The following is a 16,565-nucleotide window of genomic DNA, read 5'->3' on the forward strand; positions in this document are numbered from 1 at the left end:
CGAGGATTGATAGGCGCACACTTTGGTTCGTCGCAATCAGCGCGGAAAGGCATACTATTCACGCAGAAACCGAGGTAGGGTCGCGCACCTGCCGACTGCACGGACGGATGAGCGGCGCGACGAAGGCATGATCTCCAACGCGGGAGCAATGACTATCCTGCCAATCCGTTGCAAAGAGCCGCGACTCTCGCCTTGGCAGAATTGAGAACCTCCCGGGATGGCCCTTCTCCCTCACCGCGCGTGGACTCACTGAGAAATGCATAAGATTCCACAGCGGACACGCAGGATGCCTCATCCAATTTCCAGAAGCCGAGACTGTACTGGGCCCCACGATGACCACGCGCCGCGGATATGACCAACCAGTACCGCTTTTCTAGTTCATCTCCAACTGCCTCATAGTGCCTTGACAGCCTAAAGGCTGCATCCGCATCACCGTCTCGGGCCAGGACAGATTGCTGATGAAGCTGCACTTCATTCAATTGCGAGCCACTGTCAATCGAACGAGGGTCGGCGACGACCTCAATCGGTGGGCTTGGCGGGGGCGGCGGTTGCGATGCAGCTTTTGCATCTACACTCGCAGCCACCAGCGCAGCTATGATCAGTACGAGCAGGTCAGGATTCATCGTTACCTCCCGACTTCGTCAAAATAGATCCTTTCATCAGGCTTTGCTCTGTCAATCTTGCCATCCGGGGTTTTCCCAAAAGTGCCTTGATATGGAGATGTTGGATGATCCACCGTCCAGACGTACTCAGTGGCAGACCGGACGAGCTTGGAAAGGAGTCTCGACAGCTGCTTTACCGGAAGGGGCGTCCCTTTATGGTTTTCGCTGTTCGGCACGAGAATAGCTGCACATGGGTATACCTCGAGAGATCAGCATCCTGCGGAGAGCAGCGGACTAACAGTCCGCTCTACCAGTGGCTTTAGCCCTTCCGGGCTATCGCCGACGCTTCCTTTTGCGGCGCTGAGTGCGGGGTTGTATGGCACCTGGCTGTGGTCCGTCAGGGTTCGAGAAGTCGAACGGCCTTCTTCCGCGGCGGAGCACATGGCGAATCACGCCTAGCCAGCCATCTCCGAACAGCAGTGAAAGCGCTATCGCCGTGTAAAGCATCAGGAAAGCGGCCGGGGGAACTATTGCTCCTTCGTTCGTGCCCTTGCAGGATGAGAGTTGGGCACCCAGATGCGCGGCGACTGTCACTTCGATCGATAGCAGACATGCAGCGGCTATGCGCACGTAGGTTACGTTGGCCTTGAAGAGCCCCTTCGACAGGAGGTCTACCCTTGAGTACAAACCTACGAGCGGCAGCGAGAGCAGCCATGACCACATGAAGGCGCCTGAGGGGCCGGTTGATGTGCACGACACCGTGACCATCAAGCTGCCTAGTGCGAACAGGAAGTAGCCCGCTCCCATCAGGAGGACTGCTTTCAGGCATTTTGCGAAGATCTGCTCGCCCGTCGCTGGCATGGTTTGGCTCTTCCTTGAGATCGTTACCGGGTTCGCGCGACCTGAGGTAAGAGCGCGTCTTCGGTTTGGGTCATGCCGTTATCGCGATGATGGGCCGTATCGGCGGTCGATTGGGATGCGACCCTACCGGTTGGGGCAGCGCATGGTTTGCACCGCATAGCCACACACGCCGGGCCTAGGTGAGGTCTGCGCCTGCGTCGCCTTCTGGTTCGAGGGCCTTTACCAGTACCGCTGCCTGGGTGCGGCTGACACATTCGAGCTTTTTCAGGATGGCGGTTACGTGGACTTTTACGGTGTTCTCAGCAAGCCCCAGTTCGTAGGCGATCTGCTTGTTGAGCAGGCCATCGGCGAGGCACAGGAGCACGCGGAATTGCTGGGGGGTCAGCTGGGCCAGGCGGGCTGCGAGCAATGCGTCGGATTCGGAGCGCTCTGCTGCCATCGCCGGGAACCAGAGGCCACCGTCGAGTACTGCTGCTACGGCCTGGCCGATGGTTTCGGCCGGGGCGGATTTGGGGATGAAGCCGGCCGCGCCGAACTGCTGGGCGCGGCGGATGACGCGCGGGTGGTCGTTGGAGGAGACGATGACCACCGGGATGTCCGGGTGGGAGCCGCGTACGTGGAGGAGTGAGGAGAAGCCCCGGGCGCCGGGCATGGTCAGGTCCAAGAGGACCAGTTCGATTTCCGGGTGCTGGTTGAGGGCGGCCTCGAGGGCTTGGGCGCTGGCCACCTCGATGACCTGGACGGCCGGAAGAGCCTGGCGCAGGGAGTGGACGACGGCGGCGCGGAGTAGCGGGTGGTCGTCGGCTACGAGGATGGTGGTTTCGCTCATGCCTGCATTGTAGGTCGCATTTTGGGGTGCGGCGAAGAGCAGCCACGCAGGGCGTGGCTCTACGCAGGCGTTCGGGTCGTCAGGAGCGCGGCGACGCAGGGCGTTGGGCCGTGCGGAGCGCCGCCACGGGGGCGTTGCGGTTCGCGATGGTGCCCGTCAGGGGATATCTGGCCCGGGAGGTTGCTGGCGCGTGCTACCTCGCCAGGCGTCGAGGAACTGGCGGCGCTTGAGGGCATCCAGGTAGACCAGCAGGCCCGGGCCCAGCAGGATCGGGCGGTAGCTGCGGCCGGGGGCGCGGCCGCGTTGGGTGGGGACGATCGACATCAGGCGCGCTTCGCGGGAGAGCACCTGCTGGCCGCGGGGGGATAGCAGGTAGTCGAGGAAGCGACGGGCTTCTGCTGCGTTCTGGGCCGTGCGCGGGATGACGGCGGTGCGCAGGACGACGAGGGTGTAGTCCTCGGGCTCGACGATGCCCAGTGGAGCGCCGGCGTCGATTCGGGCCTGGGCGTATGAGCCGAGTACGTTGTACACGAGCGAGAGCTGGCCGCTGCTTACGCGGTCCAGCAGTACACCGGTGCGTTCTTCGAGCTGTACCTGGTTGTCGCCCAGCGCGCCTAGCAGTGCGCCGGCCATGCTGCCGCGCTGGCCGTCCTGGGTGGCCAGCAGGTAGCCGACGCTGCTGCGTTCCACGTCGTAGGTGCCTACCTTGCCGGCCAGCGGCGCATCCGGGGCGCGCAGCAGTTCGAGCAGCTGGCGGCGGGTTTTCGGTACGCGGGCCGCTGGCAGGGTGCGGGTGTTGTAGACCATCGCCACCGGTTCGTAGCTGATGCCGAATGCTTCATGCCGCCATTGCGCCCACGCGGGAAGTGCGTCGGTCTGCGGCGAGCGGTGTGGCAAGGCGTGGCCGTCGTTGACCAGCTTGGCCTGCAGGTCCATGCCGCTGCTGATCAGCATGTCCGGGCCGGTGGGGCTGTGGCGCTGTCGCAGGTACTGGGCGTACATGTCCTGGGTGATCACGTCCTCGTAGACGATCTCGGTGCCCGGGTGCAGGCGCTGGTAATCGGTGATGACAGTCGCGAACACTTCGATGTCGGTGGAGCCGTGGATGCGCAGCTCGGCCGTGGCGGTGCCCTTGGCCGGGAAGCGCTGCACATCGCCGGGGGCGGCGAACGCGGGTCCTGCCGCCAGCAGCAACAACAGGAACACGGTGCGCATCATGCGTGCAGCCTCGGCAGACGGATGGTGGCCACCAGCCCGCCGGTGGGCCGGTTGCTCAGGTCGATCTGGCCGCCGTGGCTGTCCACCACGCGCTTGACGATGGCCAGGCCCAGCCCTGCGCCGCCCGGTGCGGCGTCCTCGCCACGGGCGAAGCGCTCGAACACGCGCTCGGCATCGCCCGGCGGGATGCCCGGGCCGTGGTCGGCGATGGTGACCACGCTGTATGTTCCCTCTTCGGTGAGCGCAACCTGCAACGGGCCGTCTCCGCCGTACTTGAGGGCGTTGTCGATGAGGTTCTTGATCGCTTCGCGCAGCAGCAGGGCGTCTCCCTGCACGCGCGAAGACGCCACGCCCACGGCGAGCTGCACGCGTGGTGCAGGCAAGGCCTGCGGCAGCGCTTCGTGCAGCGCCTGGTGCACGGTTTCCACCATGTCCACCGGGGCGAACCGCTGCAGGTTGGAGCGGTGGATCACGCTCGCATCGCTGAGCAGCTGGTTGAGCAGGCGGCTCATATGGGTGGCGTTGCGGTCGATGGCGGCCAGGCTGCGGCGCATGTCTTCGGGGTCGTCGTCGTCCAGCGCCAGCTGTGCCTGCGCACGCAGGGCGGCCAGCGGGGTGCGCATCTGGTGGGCGGCTTCGGCCATGAAGGCGCGCAGGGTTTCATTGCTGCTGGACAGGCGCGCCATGAAGCGGTTCAGGGCCGCCACCATCTGGTCCATCTCGCGCGGCACGCGCGCATCCAGTGGGCTGAGGTCGGACGGCTCACGCCGCGACAGTTCGCGCTCCACCTTCACCAGAGGGCGGAAGGCGCGGTGCACGCCGAACGCAACCAGCGCCAGCGACAGCAATGAGAGCACGCCAATGGCGAGCAACGCGCGGTTGACGATGTCCTGCGCTACCGCTTCGCGCGCGCGGCGGGTCTGGCCGACCTGCACCCGCACTTCGGCCTGCGCCGAGGGCGAGGAAACGCGCCGCGACACCACCACGAAGCGCACGGTTTCACCACTGTACCGGGCATCAAACAACTGCGGTTCGTCGGAAGGCGTGCGTGGCGGCAGAGGGAGATCGGCGTAGCCGGTCACGGTGCGGTTCTGGCCGTCGAACACGCGGTAGAACACGCGGTCGTCCGGCGCCATCGACAACAGATCCAACGAGGCATAGGGCAGGTCCACCTGCCACTGCGCATCCACCAGCGCCACCGAGTCGATGATGGACAGGGCTGACGACACCAGCAGGTGATCGTAGGAGCGGTTGGCGGCACGCTGGCCGTAATGGCGGGCGGCAAACAGCAACGCCACCGCGAACACCGCCAGCAGCACGCCCAGGTACAGGGTGAGCGTGCGCCGCAGCGAGCTGGGCGCGCGGGTTTCAGCCTTCGGCATCGGGCGTGCCGTCGATGGCTTCCAGCAGGTAACCGCTGCCACGCACGGTGACGATGCGCAGCGGCGCATCGGCCAGCTTCTTCCGCAGGCGGCCCACATACAGTTCGATGGCATTCGGGCCGGCTTCGTCATCGAAGCCGAACAGCCCGTTGCCGATCTCGTCCTTGCCGACCACGTGGCCCAGCCGGCCCATCAGGATTTCCAGCAGGCGGTACTCGCGGTTGGGCAACTCAATCGGCTGGCCATCCAGGCTGACCCGGTGCGAGGCGTTGTCGAACTGGAAGGCGCCAATCTGCACCACTTCGCTGGCCTGCCCGCGCGTGCGCCGCAGCAGCACGCGGCAGCGCGCTTCGAATTCGCGGAAGTCGAACGGCTTGCCCAGGTAATCGTCCGCGCCCACGTCCAGCGCCTGCACGCGGTCTTCGATGCCATCGCGTGCAGTGAGCATCAGCACCGGGGTGGCATCGCCACGCTCGCGCATGCCGGCCAGCACGCGCAGGCCATCGAGCTTGGGCAGGCCGATATCCAGCACCACCAGGTCGAAGCTCTGGTAACGCAGCACGCTGGCGGCGGCCAGGCCGTCGTTCTGCCAATCCACCGCGTGGCCACTGCGGCGCATGCGGCGGACGATGGCGTCGGCCAGGTCCGGGTTGTCTTCTACCAGCAGGATGCGCATCGAGGGAGAAACAGGCGGGGGTGCGGGAATCCTAGCGCGAGCGGGGTGTGCCGTGGGTTGCGCTGCGCTGCAGCAGGCGCCGACAGGTGGATGACAGCTTCCCCGCACTAGGCTGCGCCATCGCCAGGCACCCCCGTGCGGACGCGTCCCGACAACCTGCGGGTTGGCATGGCCCACACGCCCTGCCCGCCCACCGCCATGTACCTGGGAGGGTTCATGCACTTCAATCTCCTGCGTTGCCGCGGGCTAGCCGCCTGCGCCCTGTTGTTGCCCATCGCCCCGCTCTGGGCCGCCGATGAGGTCGATGCGGACCGCCCGGTCACCGCCACCTTCGGCGGCCGCCTGCACCTGGATTTCGCCGACTTCAACAACGATGCGCGCGGCACCCCGAACAAGGACGACACCGAGATCCGCCGTGCCTGGCTGGACATGTCGGGCAGGTTCTTCGTGGTGGATTACAAGCTGGAAGCGGACTTCTCCGGCGACCAGGTGGAAGCCAAGGATGTCTACGTCAGCCGTGATTTCAGCGGCGGCAAGCTCAGCGTGGGCCAGTTCAAGCAGTTCTTCTCGCTGGATGACCGCACCGGCTCCAACTACGGCAGCTTCCTGGAGCGCGGCAACGCGGGCACCACGCTGGCGCCGCTGTACCGGCTGGGCGCGTCGTGGCAGGCCGCCAAAAACGACATGACCTGGGCGGCCAGTGCCTACAGCCTGGAGAGCATCGATGCGTGGCAGGTGAAGGGCCGTGCAGCCGGCGGCCGCGCCACCTGGGCGCCGGGCGCCACTGCCGGCGACGTGCTGCACCTGGGGCTGTCGCTGGCGCATGAGCGCTACGACACCCCGGGCGCCAACGGCGTGCCGGCGCTGCGCATCCGCCCGCGCCCGGCTGGGCACCTGTCCGACAACAGCCGGCTGACCCTGATCGATTTCTCTTCCGGGCGCGATACCGACGTCAACAAGTGGTCGCTGGAATACGCGCAGGTGCGCGGCCCGCTGTCGTGGCAGGGCGAGTTCAGCGGTGCCACCTTCGATGACGGCAGCCAGCGCGGCACGGTGCTGGCGGGCTACGGGATGCTGAGCTGGTTCGTCACCGGCGAATCGCGCGGCTACGACCGCAAGACCGGGCGCTTCGCGCGCATCAAGGACATCCGCCACAAGGCCGGTGCGTTCGAGCTGGCGCTGCGTTACGACCAGATGCGCGGTGAGCAGCACCTGACCGGCCAGCCGGACCTGATCGATGGGCGTACCGACGCCTGGACCCTGGGCGGCAACTGGTACCTGCGCCCGAACCTGCGCTTCATGTTGAACCTGATCGACAGCCGCAACCGCGATTACATCACCGCAGCCACCGTGGACCACACCCGCGCGGTCACCGGCCGCCTGCAGTTCGATTTCTAACTCCCCCTTGCAAGGAAACCCGCAGATGATGCTGAGCATCCTCGGTTTTGGCATGGTCATTACGTTCATGTACTTGATCATGAGCAAACGACTGTCGCCCCTGGTCGCGCTGATCACCATTCCCATCGTGTTCGCGCTGATGGGCGGCTTCGGTGCGGATATCGACCAGATGATGCTGGATGGCATCAAGAAGATCGCGCCCACCGGCGTGATGTTGATGTTCGCCATCCTGTACTTCGGGGTGATGATCGATGCCGGCCTGTTCGACCCGCTGGTGCGGATCATCCTGCGCCTGGTCAAAGGCGACCCGATGAAGATCGTGCTGGGCACGGCCGCATTGGCGATGCTGATCTCGCTGGATGGCGATGGCTCGACCACGTACATGATCACTGTGTCGGCGATGCTGCCGCTGTACCAGCGACTGGGCATGAGCGCGTTGAACATGACCTGCGTGACCATCCTGGCGGGTGGTGTGATGAACCTCACCCCGTGGGGCGGGCCAACCGCGCGCGCGGCCACGGCGCTGCACGTGGACCCGGCCGATGTGTTCGTTCCGCTGATCCCGGCGATGGTGCTGGCCTGCATTTCGGTGCTGTTGCTGGCCTGGTACCTGGGCCTGAAGGAACGACGCCGGCTGGGCGTGGTGACCCTGCCCAAGGGGGGCAGCTGGATGGATGCCAGCGTTTCCGATGACGGCGCGCTGCCCACCGTGGAAGATGCCGAAGACACCAAGCGGCCGAAGCTGCTGTGGGTGAACCTGGGCCTGACCCTGGCGCTGATGACGGCGCTGGTGATGGGCGTGCTGCCGATGCCGGTGCTGTTCATGGTCGGCTTTGCGATCGCACTGGTGATCAACTACCCGAACCTGGCCGAGCAGCGCCGCCGCGTGGTGAACCATGCCGGCAACGTGCTGTCGGTGGTGTCGCTGATCTTCGCGGCGGGCATCTTCACCGGCATCCTCAACAACACCGGCATGGTGGAGGCGATGTCGCACAGTTTCCTGGCCATCATTCCCGATGCCTGGGGCCCTTACCTGGCGGTGATCACCGCGCTGGCCTCGATGCCGTTCACGTTCTTCATGTCCAACGACGCTTTCTACTTCGGCGTGCTGCCGATCCTGTCCGAGGCGGCCGGCAACTACGGCATCACCCCGGTCGAAATGGCACGCGCCTCGCTGGCCGGCCAACCGGTGCACCTGCTCAGCCCGCTGGTGCCGTCGACCTACCTGCTGGTGGGCCTGGCCAAGGTGGAATTTGCCGACCACCAGAAGTTCACCCTGAAGTGGGCGGTGATGGTGTCGCTGGTGCTGATGGCCGGCAGCCTGCTGTTCGCGCTGTATCCCCTTGCCGCTTGACCCGGGAGATTCCGACATGACCCTTCGTATCGCATACGTCACCAGCGGCATGGGCAGCGTGGGCACCGCCATCTGCCAGAAGCTGGCTCGCACCGGGCACACGGTGGTAGCCGGCTGTGCGCCCAATTCACCGCGCAAGGCCGGCTGGCTGCGCGAACAGCGTGAGCTGGGCTTTGATTTCATCGCCTCTGAAGGCAATGCGGCGGACTGGCAATCCACGGTGGCGGCCTTCACCAAGGTCAAGGCCGAAGTGGGTGAGATCGACGTACTGGTCAACAACGCCGGCGGCAGCCGCGACGTGCTGTTCCGGCAGATGACCCAGGACGACTGGAACGCGGTGATGGGCTCGAACCTGCATGCGCTGTTCAACATCACCAAGCAGGTGATCGACGGCATGGCCGGCCGCGGCTGGGGCCGGATCATCAACATCGGCTCGGTCAGCGCACACAAGGGCCAGATCGGCCAGGTGAACTTCGCCACCGCCAAGGCGGCGATGCACGGCTTCAGCCGGGCGCTGGCCAATGAAGTGGCCACGCGCGGGGTGACGGTCAATACCATTTCGCCGGGCTACATTGCCAGCCAGTCGATCAGCAGCTTTCCGCCGGATGTGCTGGACCGCTTGGCCGGGTCGGTGCCGATCCGCCGGCTGGGCAAGCCTGAAGAGGTGGCCAGCCTGTGCGCATGGCTGGCGTCGGACGATGCGGCGTATGTCACCGGCGCCGATTACGCCGTGAACGGCGGGTTGCATATGTTCTGATGCAGTGCCGGGATGACGGGCAATGTGCCGACCAACGGTCGGCACCTACCCTGCATCCCGGATCGATGTCGCCCTCGACGGTAGCGCCCGACCGTTGGTCGGGCGGCGACCCACCGTCAGAATTCCGCGCTTACGGTCATGAACAACTGCCGTGGCGCGCTCGCATGGATCGCGTAGCGCGTACCGGTCGGGTCGGTCGGGGCAAATGAGCTCAGCTGACCCGCGTACCGCTTGTTGGTCAGGTTGGTGGCGTTGAGCGAGACCTTGACGTCGCGCAGGCCCAGGCCCGGCCCGAACGAATACCCCATGCCCGCATCGAACGTGGTCACGCCCGGCACCGACTGGTCGTTCGTATAGGTGTAATAGCGCTTGCCCGTGTACTTGGCACGCAGGCTGGCAAAGAAGCCATCCCGGTTCCAGCTGATCTCGCTGGAGGCCATCCGCTGCGGCGTATCCACGGTGATCTTGCCGGCCACCGGCACCACCGCGCCGCCCGAGGTGTAATCATCCTCGTAGGTGCTCTTGTTCCACGACACCGCGTTGTACCACTGCAGGCCGTCCACCGGCTTGAGGATGAAGGTCAGCTCCGCACCCTGGCTCTTCACCGAGCCGACGTTGATGAAGCGGGTGATGCACTCCGGCCGCGTGCCCACTTCAATGCTGGTGCAGGGATTGAGCGACAGCAGGCGGTTGTCGAACATCACGTGGTAGGCCGCGATCGAGGCCTGGTACTTCTCGCCGAAGGTACGGAAGCCGGCTTCGAACGAACGCGACTTCTCCGGCTCCAGATCGTCCACGCTGGCCGCGAACGATTCCGGCGACACCTGCAGCGGGCCACCGCTGCCACCGCCGACGAACGCGGCAATGTTCTCCGCGTAGGAGGCGAACAGCTCGTTGTTCGCGTTGAGCTTGAAGCCGATACCGGCCTGCGGCAGCACCGATTCCTTGGCGGTCAGCGTACCGGAGGCATAGCTGGCCTCGGTACCCGGCTTGGACACGGCGGTCATGCGCGTGTTCGGGCTCTTGATGCCCACATCCACGGTCAGCCTGTCGTCGAGGAAACGCATGCGGTCCTGCACGTAGAACTGGCGGGTGCGGATGTCGTAGTCCTGATCGAAGAGGCGGCGGTTCGGGTAATTGAGGTACCCATCATCGAGGAACGGCCCGGTGATGTAGTAGAAGTTGCGCTCGACATTGTGGTCGTTGCGCTCGTACCACAGCCCGGCTTCCAGCTCGTGCAGGCCCAGCTGCCAGCTCAGCGCAGCGGTGATGCCCTGCCGGTTGATGGTGTAGTTGGAGCTGCGGATGGAGATCGGCAGCGCCTGCGGCGTACCTGGATTGGACGCCTGCCCCGGTGCCCACCAGTGGCCCTGGCCGCGGTTCTCGTGGTGGTAGGCCAGCAGCTTCAGGCGGGCGCTGTCGCCCAGTGCCAGATCGGCATCCAGCGAGTACAGGTTGTCATCGCGCAGCGCACGGCTCTGGTAGTACGCATCGTCGATGCTGTTGACACCACCGCTGAAGGCGCAGCGCTGCGCGTTGTAGGTGGCCGGCGCGCAGTAGGCTACGGCCAGGGCGCGATCCCAGTCCGGTGCGTAGATGTTCCAGTCCCAGCCCAGGCCGCGCTCAAGCATGCTCTTGGACAGATAGGCGTAGTTGGCCTGGCTCACGCGCGAGGTGGCGGCGAATGCGCCGAAGCGGTGGTCACCCACGTTCCACACGGCCTTGGCGTTGAACTGCCGGGTGGTCTGGTTCTGGTTCGGTTCGGCCCACATGTCCGCGTCCTGGTGCACACCGGAAACATACGCCGAGAAGCCGTTGAGGTCGCCGGTATCCACGCGCAGGAAGCCGCGGCGCTGGTTGTCGTCGCCCACGGTGACGCTGGCCCGGCCGCCGAACTCCGTGGAGGGGTCCTGCGAGAAGTACTGGATGGTGCCGCCGAGGTTGCTGGTGGAGGCCACACCGAGCGAGCCGATGCCCTGCGACAGTTCGGCGCCGGCCAGGTTCTCGGCGATCAGTGCACGCGCGATGCTCAACCCGTTGTAGTTGCCATAGCTGTTGTCGCCCAGCGGAATGCCATCGAGCGTATAGCCCAAGCGGCTCTTGTCGAAGCCGCGCAGGCTGATGGTCTGCGATTCCTCGTTGGCGCCGAAGGCATCGTTGGACTGTACCGACACGCCGTGCAGGCGGTCGAGGATCTTCTGCGCGCTGGTGCCGGGCGGCAGCACCTGCTTGTCCACGGCCGTAATGCGCTGCACCTGGCGGGTTTCGCCCTGGCCGATCACCGATACGGCGTCCAGGGTGCGGGCGCTGGGCGCGCCGCTGGCGTCGAGGGAACTGTCCACGTCGGCGGCGTGCGCATTGGCAGCGCACAGCGCGATCGCCACGGCGATCGTCAGGGGTCGGTTGAGCATGAGGGTCCGTTACATGATGGAGGTGCCTGCGTGGTGCAGGTGCGCGGCCATCATGGGGACGGAAGATGAAAGGATTCTTACGGGTTGGCGAGGCGCGTCGCAAAGTGCGACCGGATGCATGGAATGCGTGGGTCCAATGGCGATTACTCGGCCGCCAGCTGATCCATGCGAATGCGGTTGGCGAACAGCGAGAACGCCAGCATGCCGGCCAGCCCGTTGGCGCGGCTGACCCAATGCGGCAGCCAGCGCGGTGGGCGCAGGATGCCTTCTTCGAACAGCGGCGCGAAATCCACCGCGTCGGTCAGTGACATCTTGCCGGCAAACAACCAGCGGCAGTTCTGCAGGCGGTCTTCGGCCAGCATATGGCGGAAGAAGGTATGCACCGACACCAGCCCACGCAGGTACACGGTGTCCTTGGTGAAGGCCGCACCGCCAGTGGCGGGCACGCCGCGGAACACCCGCTGGGCTGAGGCGAAGCTTTCCTCGTTGTTCTGCCCGGCATCGCAGAAGTAGCGGAATACCTGGATGAAATCCGCGCCTTCGCGTGCCATCGCGATCGCTTCGGTGCGCAGGCTGATGCGCTTGAGCCGCTCGATGTCGATGCTGCCGGTGATCTGTTCGGCGAACGTGGCCAAGCCTTCCTGGGTGGCGGTCACCCGGGGCGAGGACAAGGCCAAGCTGGGCAAGTGCGGCTGTTCGCGCCCGTTGAGCGCGGTGAGCGAGTGCACCAGCGCTTCATGGTGGAACAGCTGCGCGCGGTCGTAGGCACTGAAGCGCGCACTGGTACGCAGGCGGATGCGGGTGGGGCCGGCTGCGGCCTTGGAGATCAGCTCCGGATCCAGCTGCACGCTGATGATGCGCGATTCAAAAAACGCATCCAGGTCGCTCTGCAGCTGGAGCTGCAATGCGGTGGCCGAGACCGGCACCTGCTCTTCCGGGGCAAGCAGCTCGTGGTCCAGTTCCTGCGCGATCTGGATGAAGTGCCGGGCCGCTTCGCGGGTGCTGGGGCCGTTGCCCGGCAGCGGCTGTTCGGGCGAGCCGAACAGCTCCACCGAGTAACGGTCCACGGCAGCGGTGCCAAGCGATTCGAGCAGGCCGGCGGCCAGGTCCCAGCTGTGGGCGGAGCGGCGGATGTACAGGCCGATGGGGTGGTCCACATCGCACTGGGCGCTGATCGCGGCCAGTTCGCGGCGGGTGCGGGCGAAATCGAGCTTCGGGTAGTCCAGCACCGGCAGCACCGGCCGGCCGCGCGCCACGCTGGCCAGGAACGGGGCCTGCAGGGCGGCCGGCCAACTGGTCAGGCCCAGCAGCCGCAGGCCCCCCACGGCCTCCACCAGGCGGGCGTCCAGCTCGGTGTGGTGGGCCACGTCCCGGTCCACGGTCATCGGCGGGCGGTGAGGAGCGATGCTCATGAAGCGGACATTAGCAGGGTCAAAAGGGGGATGGGCGGCCATGTGCGGATGGAGCACTATTGGCCTATAGTTGGACTATTGGTAGCCAGAGGAGATGACGATGTCCGCCGCCAGCAAGCGTGCCCCCGCGTCGGCCAAGGTTGAGTCGTACGCCATCGGACCCCTGAAAGAACCCCGTTCCGCGCAGGTTGTGCGCGATGCGACAACCGTGAAATTCAAACTGCCGGTGAAGCTGGATTCGTTCCGGGCCCTGCTGCGCACCGCACCACTTGCCGAGCGCGTGCAGATCGAACGCGAAGGCGTGCCCTACCAGGTGGTGAAGGGCCTGATCGATGAGATATTCGACAGCAGTACCGAATTCCAGACCTTCGTGCGCATTCCCAAAGCCACCTTTACAAAGAAGATGCGGGACAAGTCCCTGTTCGCCGGCACCACCGGGCAGTCCGTCGTGGGGTTGATGGAATTGATCAACCGCGTGGAAGACATGCTCGCGGCCGAACGCGACAACGAACAGGCGCGTGGCTTCGACGTCGAAAAATGGGTGGGCGAGTGGATCCAGCGGCCGCAACCTGCGCTGGGTGGCCTGGCGCCGGCTGACGTGATGGATACGCCCACCGGCCGTGCGTCGGTAATGCGGGTGCTGGGGGCCATCCAGAGCGGCGCCTATCAATGAAGCTTGCCCGCATTGGCTCGACAGGGCCTGCGTGGGCGCCCGACGACATCAGCGGCACCGGCGCCGCCTGTTCGCCGGGCCGCTGGAACCGGCCTGGCGAGAAGGTGGTGTATGCGGCCCCCAGCCTCGCCATGGCGGTCCTGGAGACCGCCGCGCACATCGATGACAACGGCCTGCCGCTGAACAGGTACGTCATCGAGATCGACGTACCGGATGATGTCTGGGCGGCGCGACGTGTTACTTCCGCTGCCACGTTGCCGACAGGCTGGGACGCCATTCCACACGGCATGATCTCGGTGAACACGGGATCTGCGTGGTACAGCGAGGGCGCTCACGCGATCATCGAGCTACCGTCGGTGATCGCTCCGGAAGAGACCATTGTTCTCATCAATGCCCAGCATCCCGATGCCCAGCGCATGACCGCGCGGGCCACGCGCCGACTTCAGTACAACCTGCTGTTCCGGAGCAGAGGCCGGTAATCGAGGCGCCGAGATGCGCCTCAGCGTTTTTTGCCTGGCGGGCGCCACTGCGCACCCTTGCTCACATGCTTGCGCTCCAGTGCCTGCTGGGCCTGGCGCACCGCCAGCTTGGCGGCTGCGGCAGCCACTTCGTCCTTCAGCTTGAAGTAGTTGAGCAGCCGCTCTTCATCCAGTTCACCGGAGTCGATCGCCGCGCGCACCGCGCACCCCGGCTCACGCTGGTGGGCGCAATCACGGAAGCGGCACTGTGCGGCCAGCGCTTCCACGTCGGCGAACCCTACTTCGCCCAGCGCCTCTTCGCCGGTGGGCTTGAGCTCACGCATGCCGGGGGTGTCGATCAGGCAGGCGCCCGACGGCATCGGAATCAGCGCGCGGTGGGTGGTGGTGTGGCGACCCTTGGAATCGTTGCCCCGCACTTCGGCGGTCTTCATCAGCTCGTAGCCGAGCAGCGTGTTGGTCAGGGTCGATTTGCCGGCACCGGAGGAACCGACCAGCACCACGGTCTGCCCGGCGCCGAGCCACGGCAGCAGTGCGCTGGCGCTGGCCGGGTCGCGGCCGTTGATGGCCAGCAGCGGGATGTCCTGCGCGGCCAGTTCTTCCAGAACGGCCAGGGCATCTTCGCTGTATTCGGTCTGGTCGGCCTTGGTCAGCACCACCACCGGCTGCGCGCCGCCACCGCCCACCAGCATCAGGTAACGCTCAATCCGGCGCGGGTTGAAGTCCGCATCCAGCCCGCAGACGATGAACACGGTATCGATGTTGGCCGCGATCACCTGCTGGTGGTAATGCTCGCCCGCCGCGCCGCGCTTGATCGCGGTGCGCCGGGGCAGCAGGGCCACGATCAGGATGCCGTCCAGCAGCACCCAGTCCCCCACCGCCGCGCGTTCGTGGCTGGGGAAACGCGGACGTTGCCATTCGGCGGGCGATTCGGTCTTGATCGCCGCGCCCGGGGCGTCGGCCACCACATAGCCGGTACGGTGCTGTTCCACCACCCGGCCCGGGCGGGCCTGGGGGTGCTGCTCGAACAGGGCCTGCCAGGCAGGCAGTTCGGGGGCGCCTGCCCAGGGCCAGCCCATGGTCTGCAGGGCGCGGTAGTCGATCGGTTCGCTCATGCGCCCATTCTAGAGGCATCGGCGGCAACTGCCCGCCAATACTGGGAATTTGCCCCGGAGCCCTTGCCCTGCAACGCAGCATTTCCGCTAGTATGCGATTTCCATGCCCGAACCACGGCCCAGTCATGTCCACGCCCCCGCTGAAGCCGCTTGCCACCCGCGAGCGCCTGTCCGAAGTCCGCTACGAGATCCGGGGCGAACTGGCGCGGCGAGCGCGTGAGCTGGAGGCGCAGGGCCGCAAGCTGATCAAGCTGAACATCGGCAACCCCGGCAACTTCGGGTTCCGCGCGCCGGAACACCTGCAGCGTGCCATTGCCGACGACATGGGCCGCACCGATCCGTATACCCACCAGCAGGGCCTGCCCGAAGCGCGCGAGGCGATTGCCGCCGCATACGCCCGCCGTGGTGCACCCGATGCGCACCCGGACCGGGTGTTCATCGGCAATGGGGTGAGCGAGCTGATCGACCTGTCGCTGCGCGCCCTGCTCAACCCGGGCGACGAAGTGCTGGTGCCCTCGCCCGACTACCCGCTGTGGTCGGCGGCCACCATCCTCAACGACGGCCGCCCGGTGTACTACCGCTGCGCGCCGGAGAACGGCTTCCAGCCGGACCCGGTGGAAATCGAAACGCTGGTGTCCTCGCGCACCCGCGCCATCGTGCTGATCAATCCGAACAACCCCAGCGGCGCCAGCTATTCGCGCGAGCTGCTGGAGCGCATCGTGGCCATCGCCGCGAAGCACAACCTGCTGCTGATGGTCGATGAGATCTACGACCAGATCCTGTATGACGACGCGCGGTTCCAGCCGGTGGCCCCGCTGGCCGGCGAGCACCCCTGCATCACCTTCAGCGGCCTGAGCAAGGTGCACCGCGCCTGCGGTTGGCGCGTGGGCTGGGCGATGCTGTCCGGTGCAGCCGAACGGCTGGGCGAGTTCCGCGCTGCGATGGACCTGCTCAGCGCGCTGCGCCTGTGCGCCAACGTGCCGGGCCAGTACGCCATCGATGCGGCGGTGAACGGGCCGGACACGGTGTCGGCGCTGTGCGCCCCCGGTGGCCGCCTGTATGAAACCCGCCGTGCGGTGATCGAGGCCTGCAACGCCAGCGAGCATCTGTCGCTGGTGGCCCCGGCCGGCGCGCTGTACGCGTTCCCGGCGGTGGTGGGCGCGGCCGCGCGCAGCTTCGACGACCACGATTTCGCGCTGGAACTGATGAACGAGGAAGGCGTGCTGGTGGTGCCGGGTTCGAGCTTCAACGTGCCCTACCGCCACCATTTCCGGGTGACGCTGCTGCCGGAAGCCGAGGTGATGCGCGATGTGTTCGCACGCATCGACCGGGCGCTGGCTCGCCGCGCCGAGGCCAATACCAAGGTGGTGCCACTCAAGCCGCGCAGCGCGGTGGCCTGAG

13 protein-coding genes are annotated in these 16,565 nt (G+C 66.0%); 6 read left to right on the top strand and 7 right to left on the bottom strand.

The genetic code is table 11. The features are described 5' to 3' along the window. Positions 1 to 1,638: 1,638 nt before the first annotated feature. From AC06E7_RS03345 to AC06E7_RS03360, 4 genes are all read right to left on the bottom strand, one after another. Positions 1,639 to 2,292: a LuxR C-terminal-related transcriptional regulator gene (locus tag AC06E7_RS03345; RefSeq protein WP_093533592.1), complete on the bottom strand. Its 654-nt coding sequence runs from the start codon at positions 2,290 to 2,292 to the stop codon at positions 1,639 to 1,641. Positions 2,293 to 2,448: 156 nt separating this feature from the next. After that, complete coding sequence (locus AC06E7_RS03350; protein ID WP_478062987.1) at positions 2,449 to 3,510, bottom strand: ABC transporter substrate-binding protein; 1,062 nt, start codon at positions 3,508 to 3,510, stop codon at positions 2,449 to 2,451. After that, complete coding sequence (locus AC06E7_RS03355) at positions 3,507 to 4,892, bottom strand: sensor histidine kinase N-terminal domain-containing protein (protein ID WP_478062988.1); 1,386 nt, start codon at positions 4,890 to 4,892, stop codon at positions 3,507 to 3,509. Before AC06E7_RS03355 ends, AC06E7_RS03350 begins: the two co-directional genes overlap by 4 nt. Beyond that, positions 4,879 to 5,568: a response regulator transcription factor gene (locus AC06E7_RS03360; protein WP_217538567.1), complete on the bottom strand. Its 690-nt coding sequence runs from the start codon at positions 5,566 to 5,568 to the stop codon at positions 4,879 to 4,881. The genes AC06E7_RS03355 and AC06E7_RS03360 overlap by 14 nt, the downstream gene beginning before the upstream one ends. 216 nt (positions 5,569 to 5,784) lie before the next feature. Here AC06E7_RS03360 and AC06E7_RS03365 point away from each other — a divergent pair, with 216 nt between their 5' ends. The 3 genes from AC06E7_RS03365 to phbB are packed head-to-tail and all read left to right on the top strand — an operon-like array spanning position 5,785 to position 9,077. Then, the gene (locus tag AC06E7_RS03365) at positions 5,785 to 6,966 is read left to right on the top strand and encodes an OprO/OprP family phosphate-selective porin (protein WP_478062989.1); all 1,182 of its coding nucleotides are present in this window, start codon (positions 5,785 to 5,787) and stop codon (positions 6,964 to 6,966) included. Positions 6,967 to 6,994: 28 nt separating this feature from the next. Then, on the top strand, positions 6,995 to 8,320 hold the full coding sequence (locus tag AC06E7_RS03370; RefSeq protein ID WP_447786616.1) for a CitMHS family transporter: 1,326 nt from the start codon (positions 6,995 to 6,997) through the stop codon (positions 8,318 to 8,320). Between the two features lie 16 nt (positions 8,321 to 8,336). Next, positions 8,337 to 9,077: an acetoacetyl-CoA reductase gene (gene phbB / locus AC06E7_RS03375; protein WP_068853963.1), complete on the top strand. Its 741-nt coding sequence runs from the start codon at positions 8,337 to 8,339 to the stop codon at positions 9,075 to 9,077. A 116-nt stretch (positions 9,078 to 9,193) separates the two neighbouring features. Here phbB and AC06E7_RS03380 read toward each other — a convergent pair whose 3' ends face one another. Then, a complete protein-coding gene (locus AC06E7_RS03380; protein WP_478062991.1) occupies positions 9,194 to 11,488 on the bottom strand; it encodes a TonB-dependent receptor in 2,295 nt (764 codons plus the stop codon). Positions 11,489 to 11,631: 143 nt separating this feature from the next. After that, positions 11,632 to 12,900, bottom strand: a complete 1,269-nt coding sequence (locus tag AC06E7_RS03385) for a flavohemoglobin expression-modulating QEGLA motif protein (RefSeq protein ID WP_414715862.1) — start codon at positions 12,898 to 12,900, stop codon at positions 11,632 to 11,634. Between the two features lie 208 nt (positions 12,901 to 13,108). On the opposite strand from AC06E7_RS03385, the gene AC06E7_RS03390 reads away from it, so the two are divergent. Together AC06E7_RS03390 and AC06E7_RS03395 are read left to right on the top strand one after the other, a co-directional pair. Then, the gene (locus tag AC06E7_RS03390; protein ID WP_176472588.1) at positions 13,109 to 13,573 is read left to right on the top strand and encodes an antitoxin Xre/MbcA/ParS toxin-binding domain-containing protein; all 465 of its coding nucleotides are present in this window, start codon (positions 13,109 to 13,111) and stop codon (positions 13,571 to 13,573) included. Next, entirely contained in the window at positions 13,570 to 14,052 is a 483-nt protein-coding gene (locus AC06E7_RS03395) for an RES family NAD+ phosphorylase (protein ID WP_095362906.1), read from the top strand. Before AC06E7_RS03390 ends, AC06E7_RS03395 begins: the two co-directional genes overlap by 4 nt. A 20-nt stretch (positions 14,053 to 14,072) precedes the next feature. Here AC06E7_RS03395 and rsgA read toward each other — a convergent pair whose 3' ends face one another. After that, positions 14,073 to 15,164, bottom strand: coding sequence for a ribosome small subunit-dependent GTPase A (gene rsgA, locus AC06E7_RS03400; RefSeq protein ID WP_320458004.1), 1,092 nt, complete (start codon positions 15,162 to 15,164; stop codon positions 14,073 to 14,075). 125 nt (positions 15,165 to 15,289) lie between these two features. Here rsgA and AC06E7_RS03405 point away from each other — a divergent pair, with 125 nt between their 5' ends. Next, positions 15,290 to 16,564 (top strand): pyridoxal phosphate-dependent aminotransferase, encoded by a 1,275-nt coding sequence (locus tag AC06E7_RS03405; protein WP_068853968.1) that lies wholly within the window; start codon positions 15,290 to 15,292, stop codon positions 16,562 to 16,564. The last annotated feature ends 1 nt before the right edge of the window (position 16,565 follow it).

This window comes from Stenotrophomonas sp. Steno-Z4, from assembly GCF_056393145.1.

Bases quoted from the DNA above. Each gene is read 5' to 3' on its own strand.
- AC06E7_RS03395 (WP_095362906.1), top strand. From the start codon at position 13,570: ATGAAGCTTGCCCGCATTGGCTCGACAGGGCCTGCGTGGGCGCCCGAC.
- AC06E7_RS03355 (WP_478062988.1), bottom strand. From the start codon at position 4,892: ATGCCGAAGGCTGAAACCCGCGCGCCCAGCTCGCTGCGGCGCACGCTC.
- AC06E7_RS03405 (WP_068853968.1), top strand. From the start codon at position 15,290: ATGTCCACGCCCCCGCTGAAGCCGCTTGCCACCCGCGAGCGCCTGTCC.
- AC06E7_RS03365 (WP_478062989.1), top strand. From the start codon at position 5,785: ATGCACTTCAATCTCCTGCGTTGCCGCGGGCTAGCCGCCTGCGCCCTG.
- AC06E7_RS03370 (WP_447786616.1), top strand. From the start codon at position 6,995: ATGCTGAGCATCCTCGGTTTTGGCATGGTCATTACGTTCATGTACTTG.
- AC06E7_RS03385 (WP_414715862.1), bottom strand. From the start codon at position 12,900: ATGAGCATCGCTCCTCACCGCCCGCCGATGACCGTGGACCGGGACGTG.
- AC06E7_RS03345 (WP_093533592.1), bottom strand. From the start codon at position 2,292: ATGAGCGAAACCACCATCCTCGTAGCCGACGACCACCCGCTACTCCGC.
- AC06E7_RS03380 (WP_478062991.1), bottom strand. From the start codon at position 11,488: ATGCTCAACCGACCCCTGACGATCGCCGTGGCGATCGCGCTGTGCGCT.
- AC06E7_RS03350 (WP_478062987.1), bottom strand. From the start codon at position 3,510: ATGATGCGCACCGTGTTCCTGTTGTTGCTGCTGGCGGCAGGACCCGCG.
- AC06E7_RS03360 (WP_217538567.1), bottom strand. From the start codon at position 5,568: ATGCGCATCCTGCTGGTAGAAGACAACCCGGACCTGGCCGACGCCATC.
- rsgA (WP_320458004.1), bottom strand. From the start codon at position 15,164: ATGAGCGAACCGATCGACTACCGCGCCCTGCAGACCATGGGCTGGCCC.
- phbB (WP_068853963.1), top strand. From the start codon at position 8,337: ATGACCCTTCGTATCGCATACGTCACCAGCGGCATGGGCAGCGTGGGC.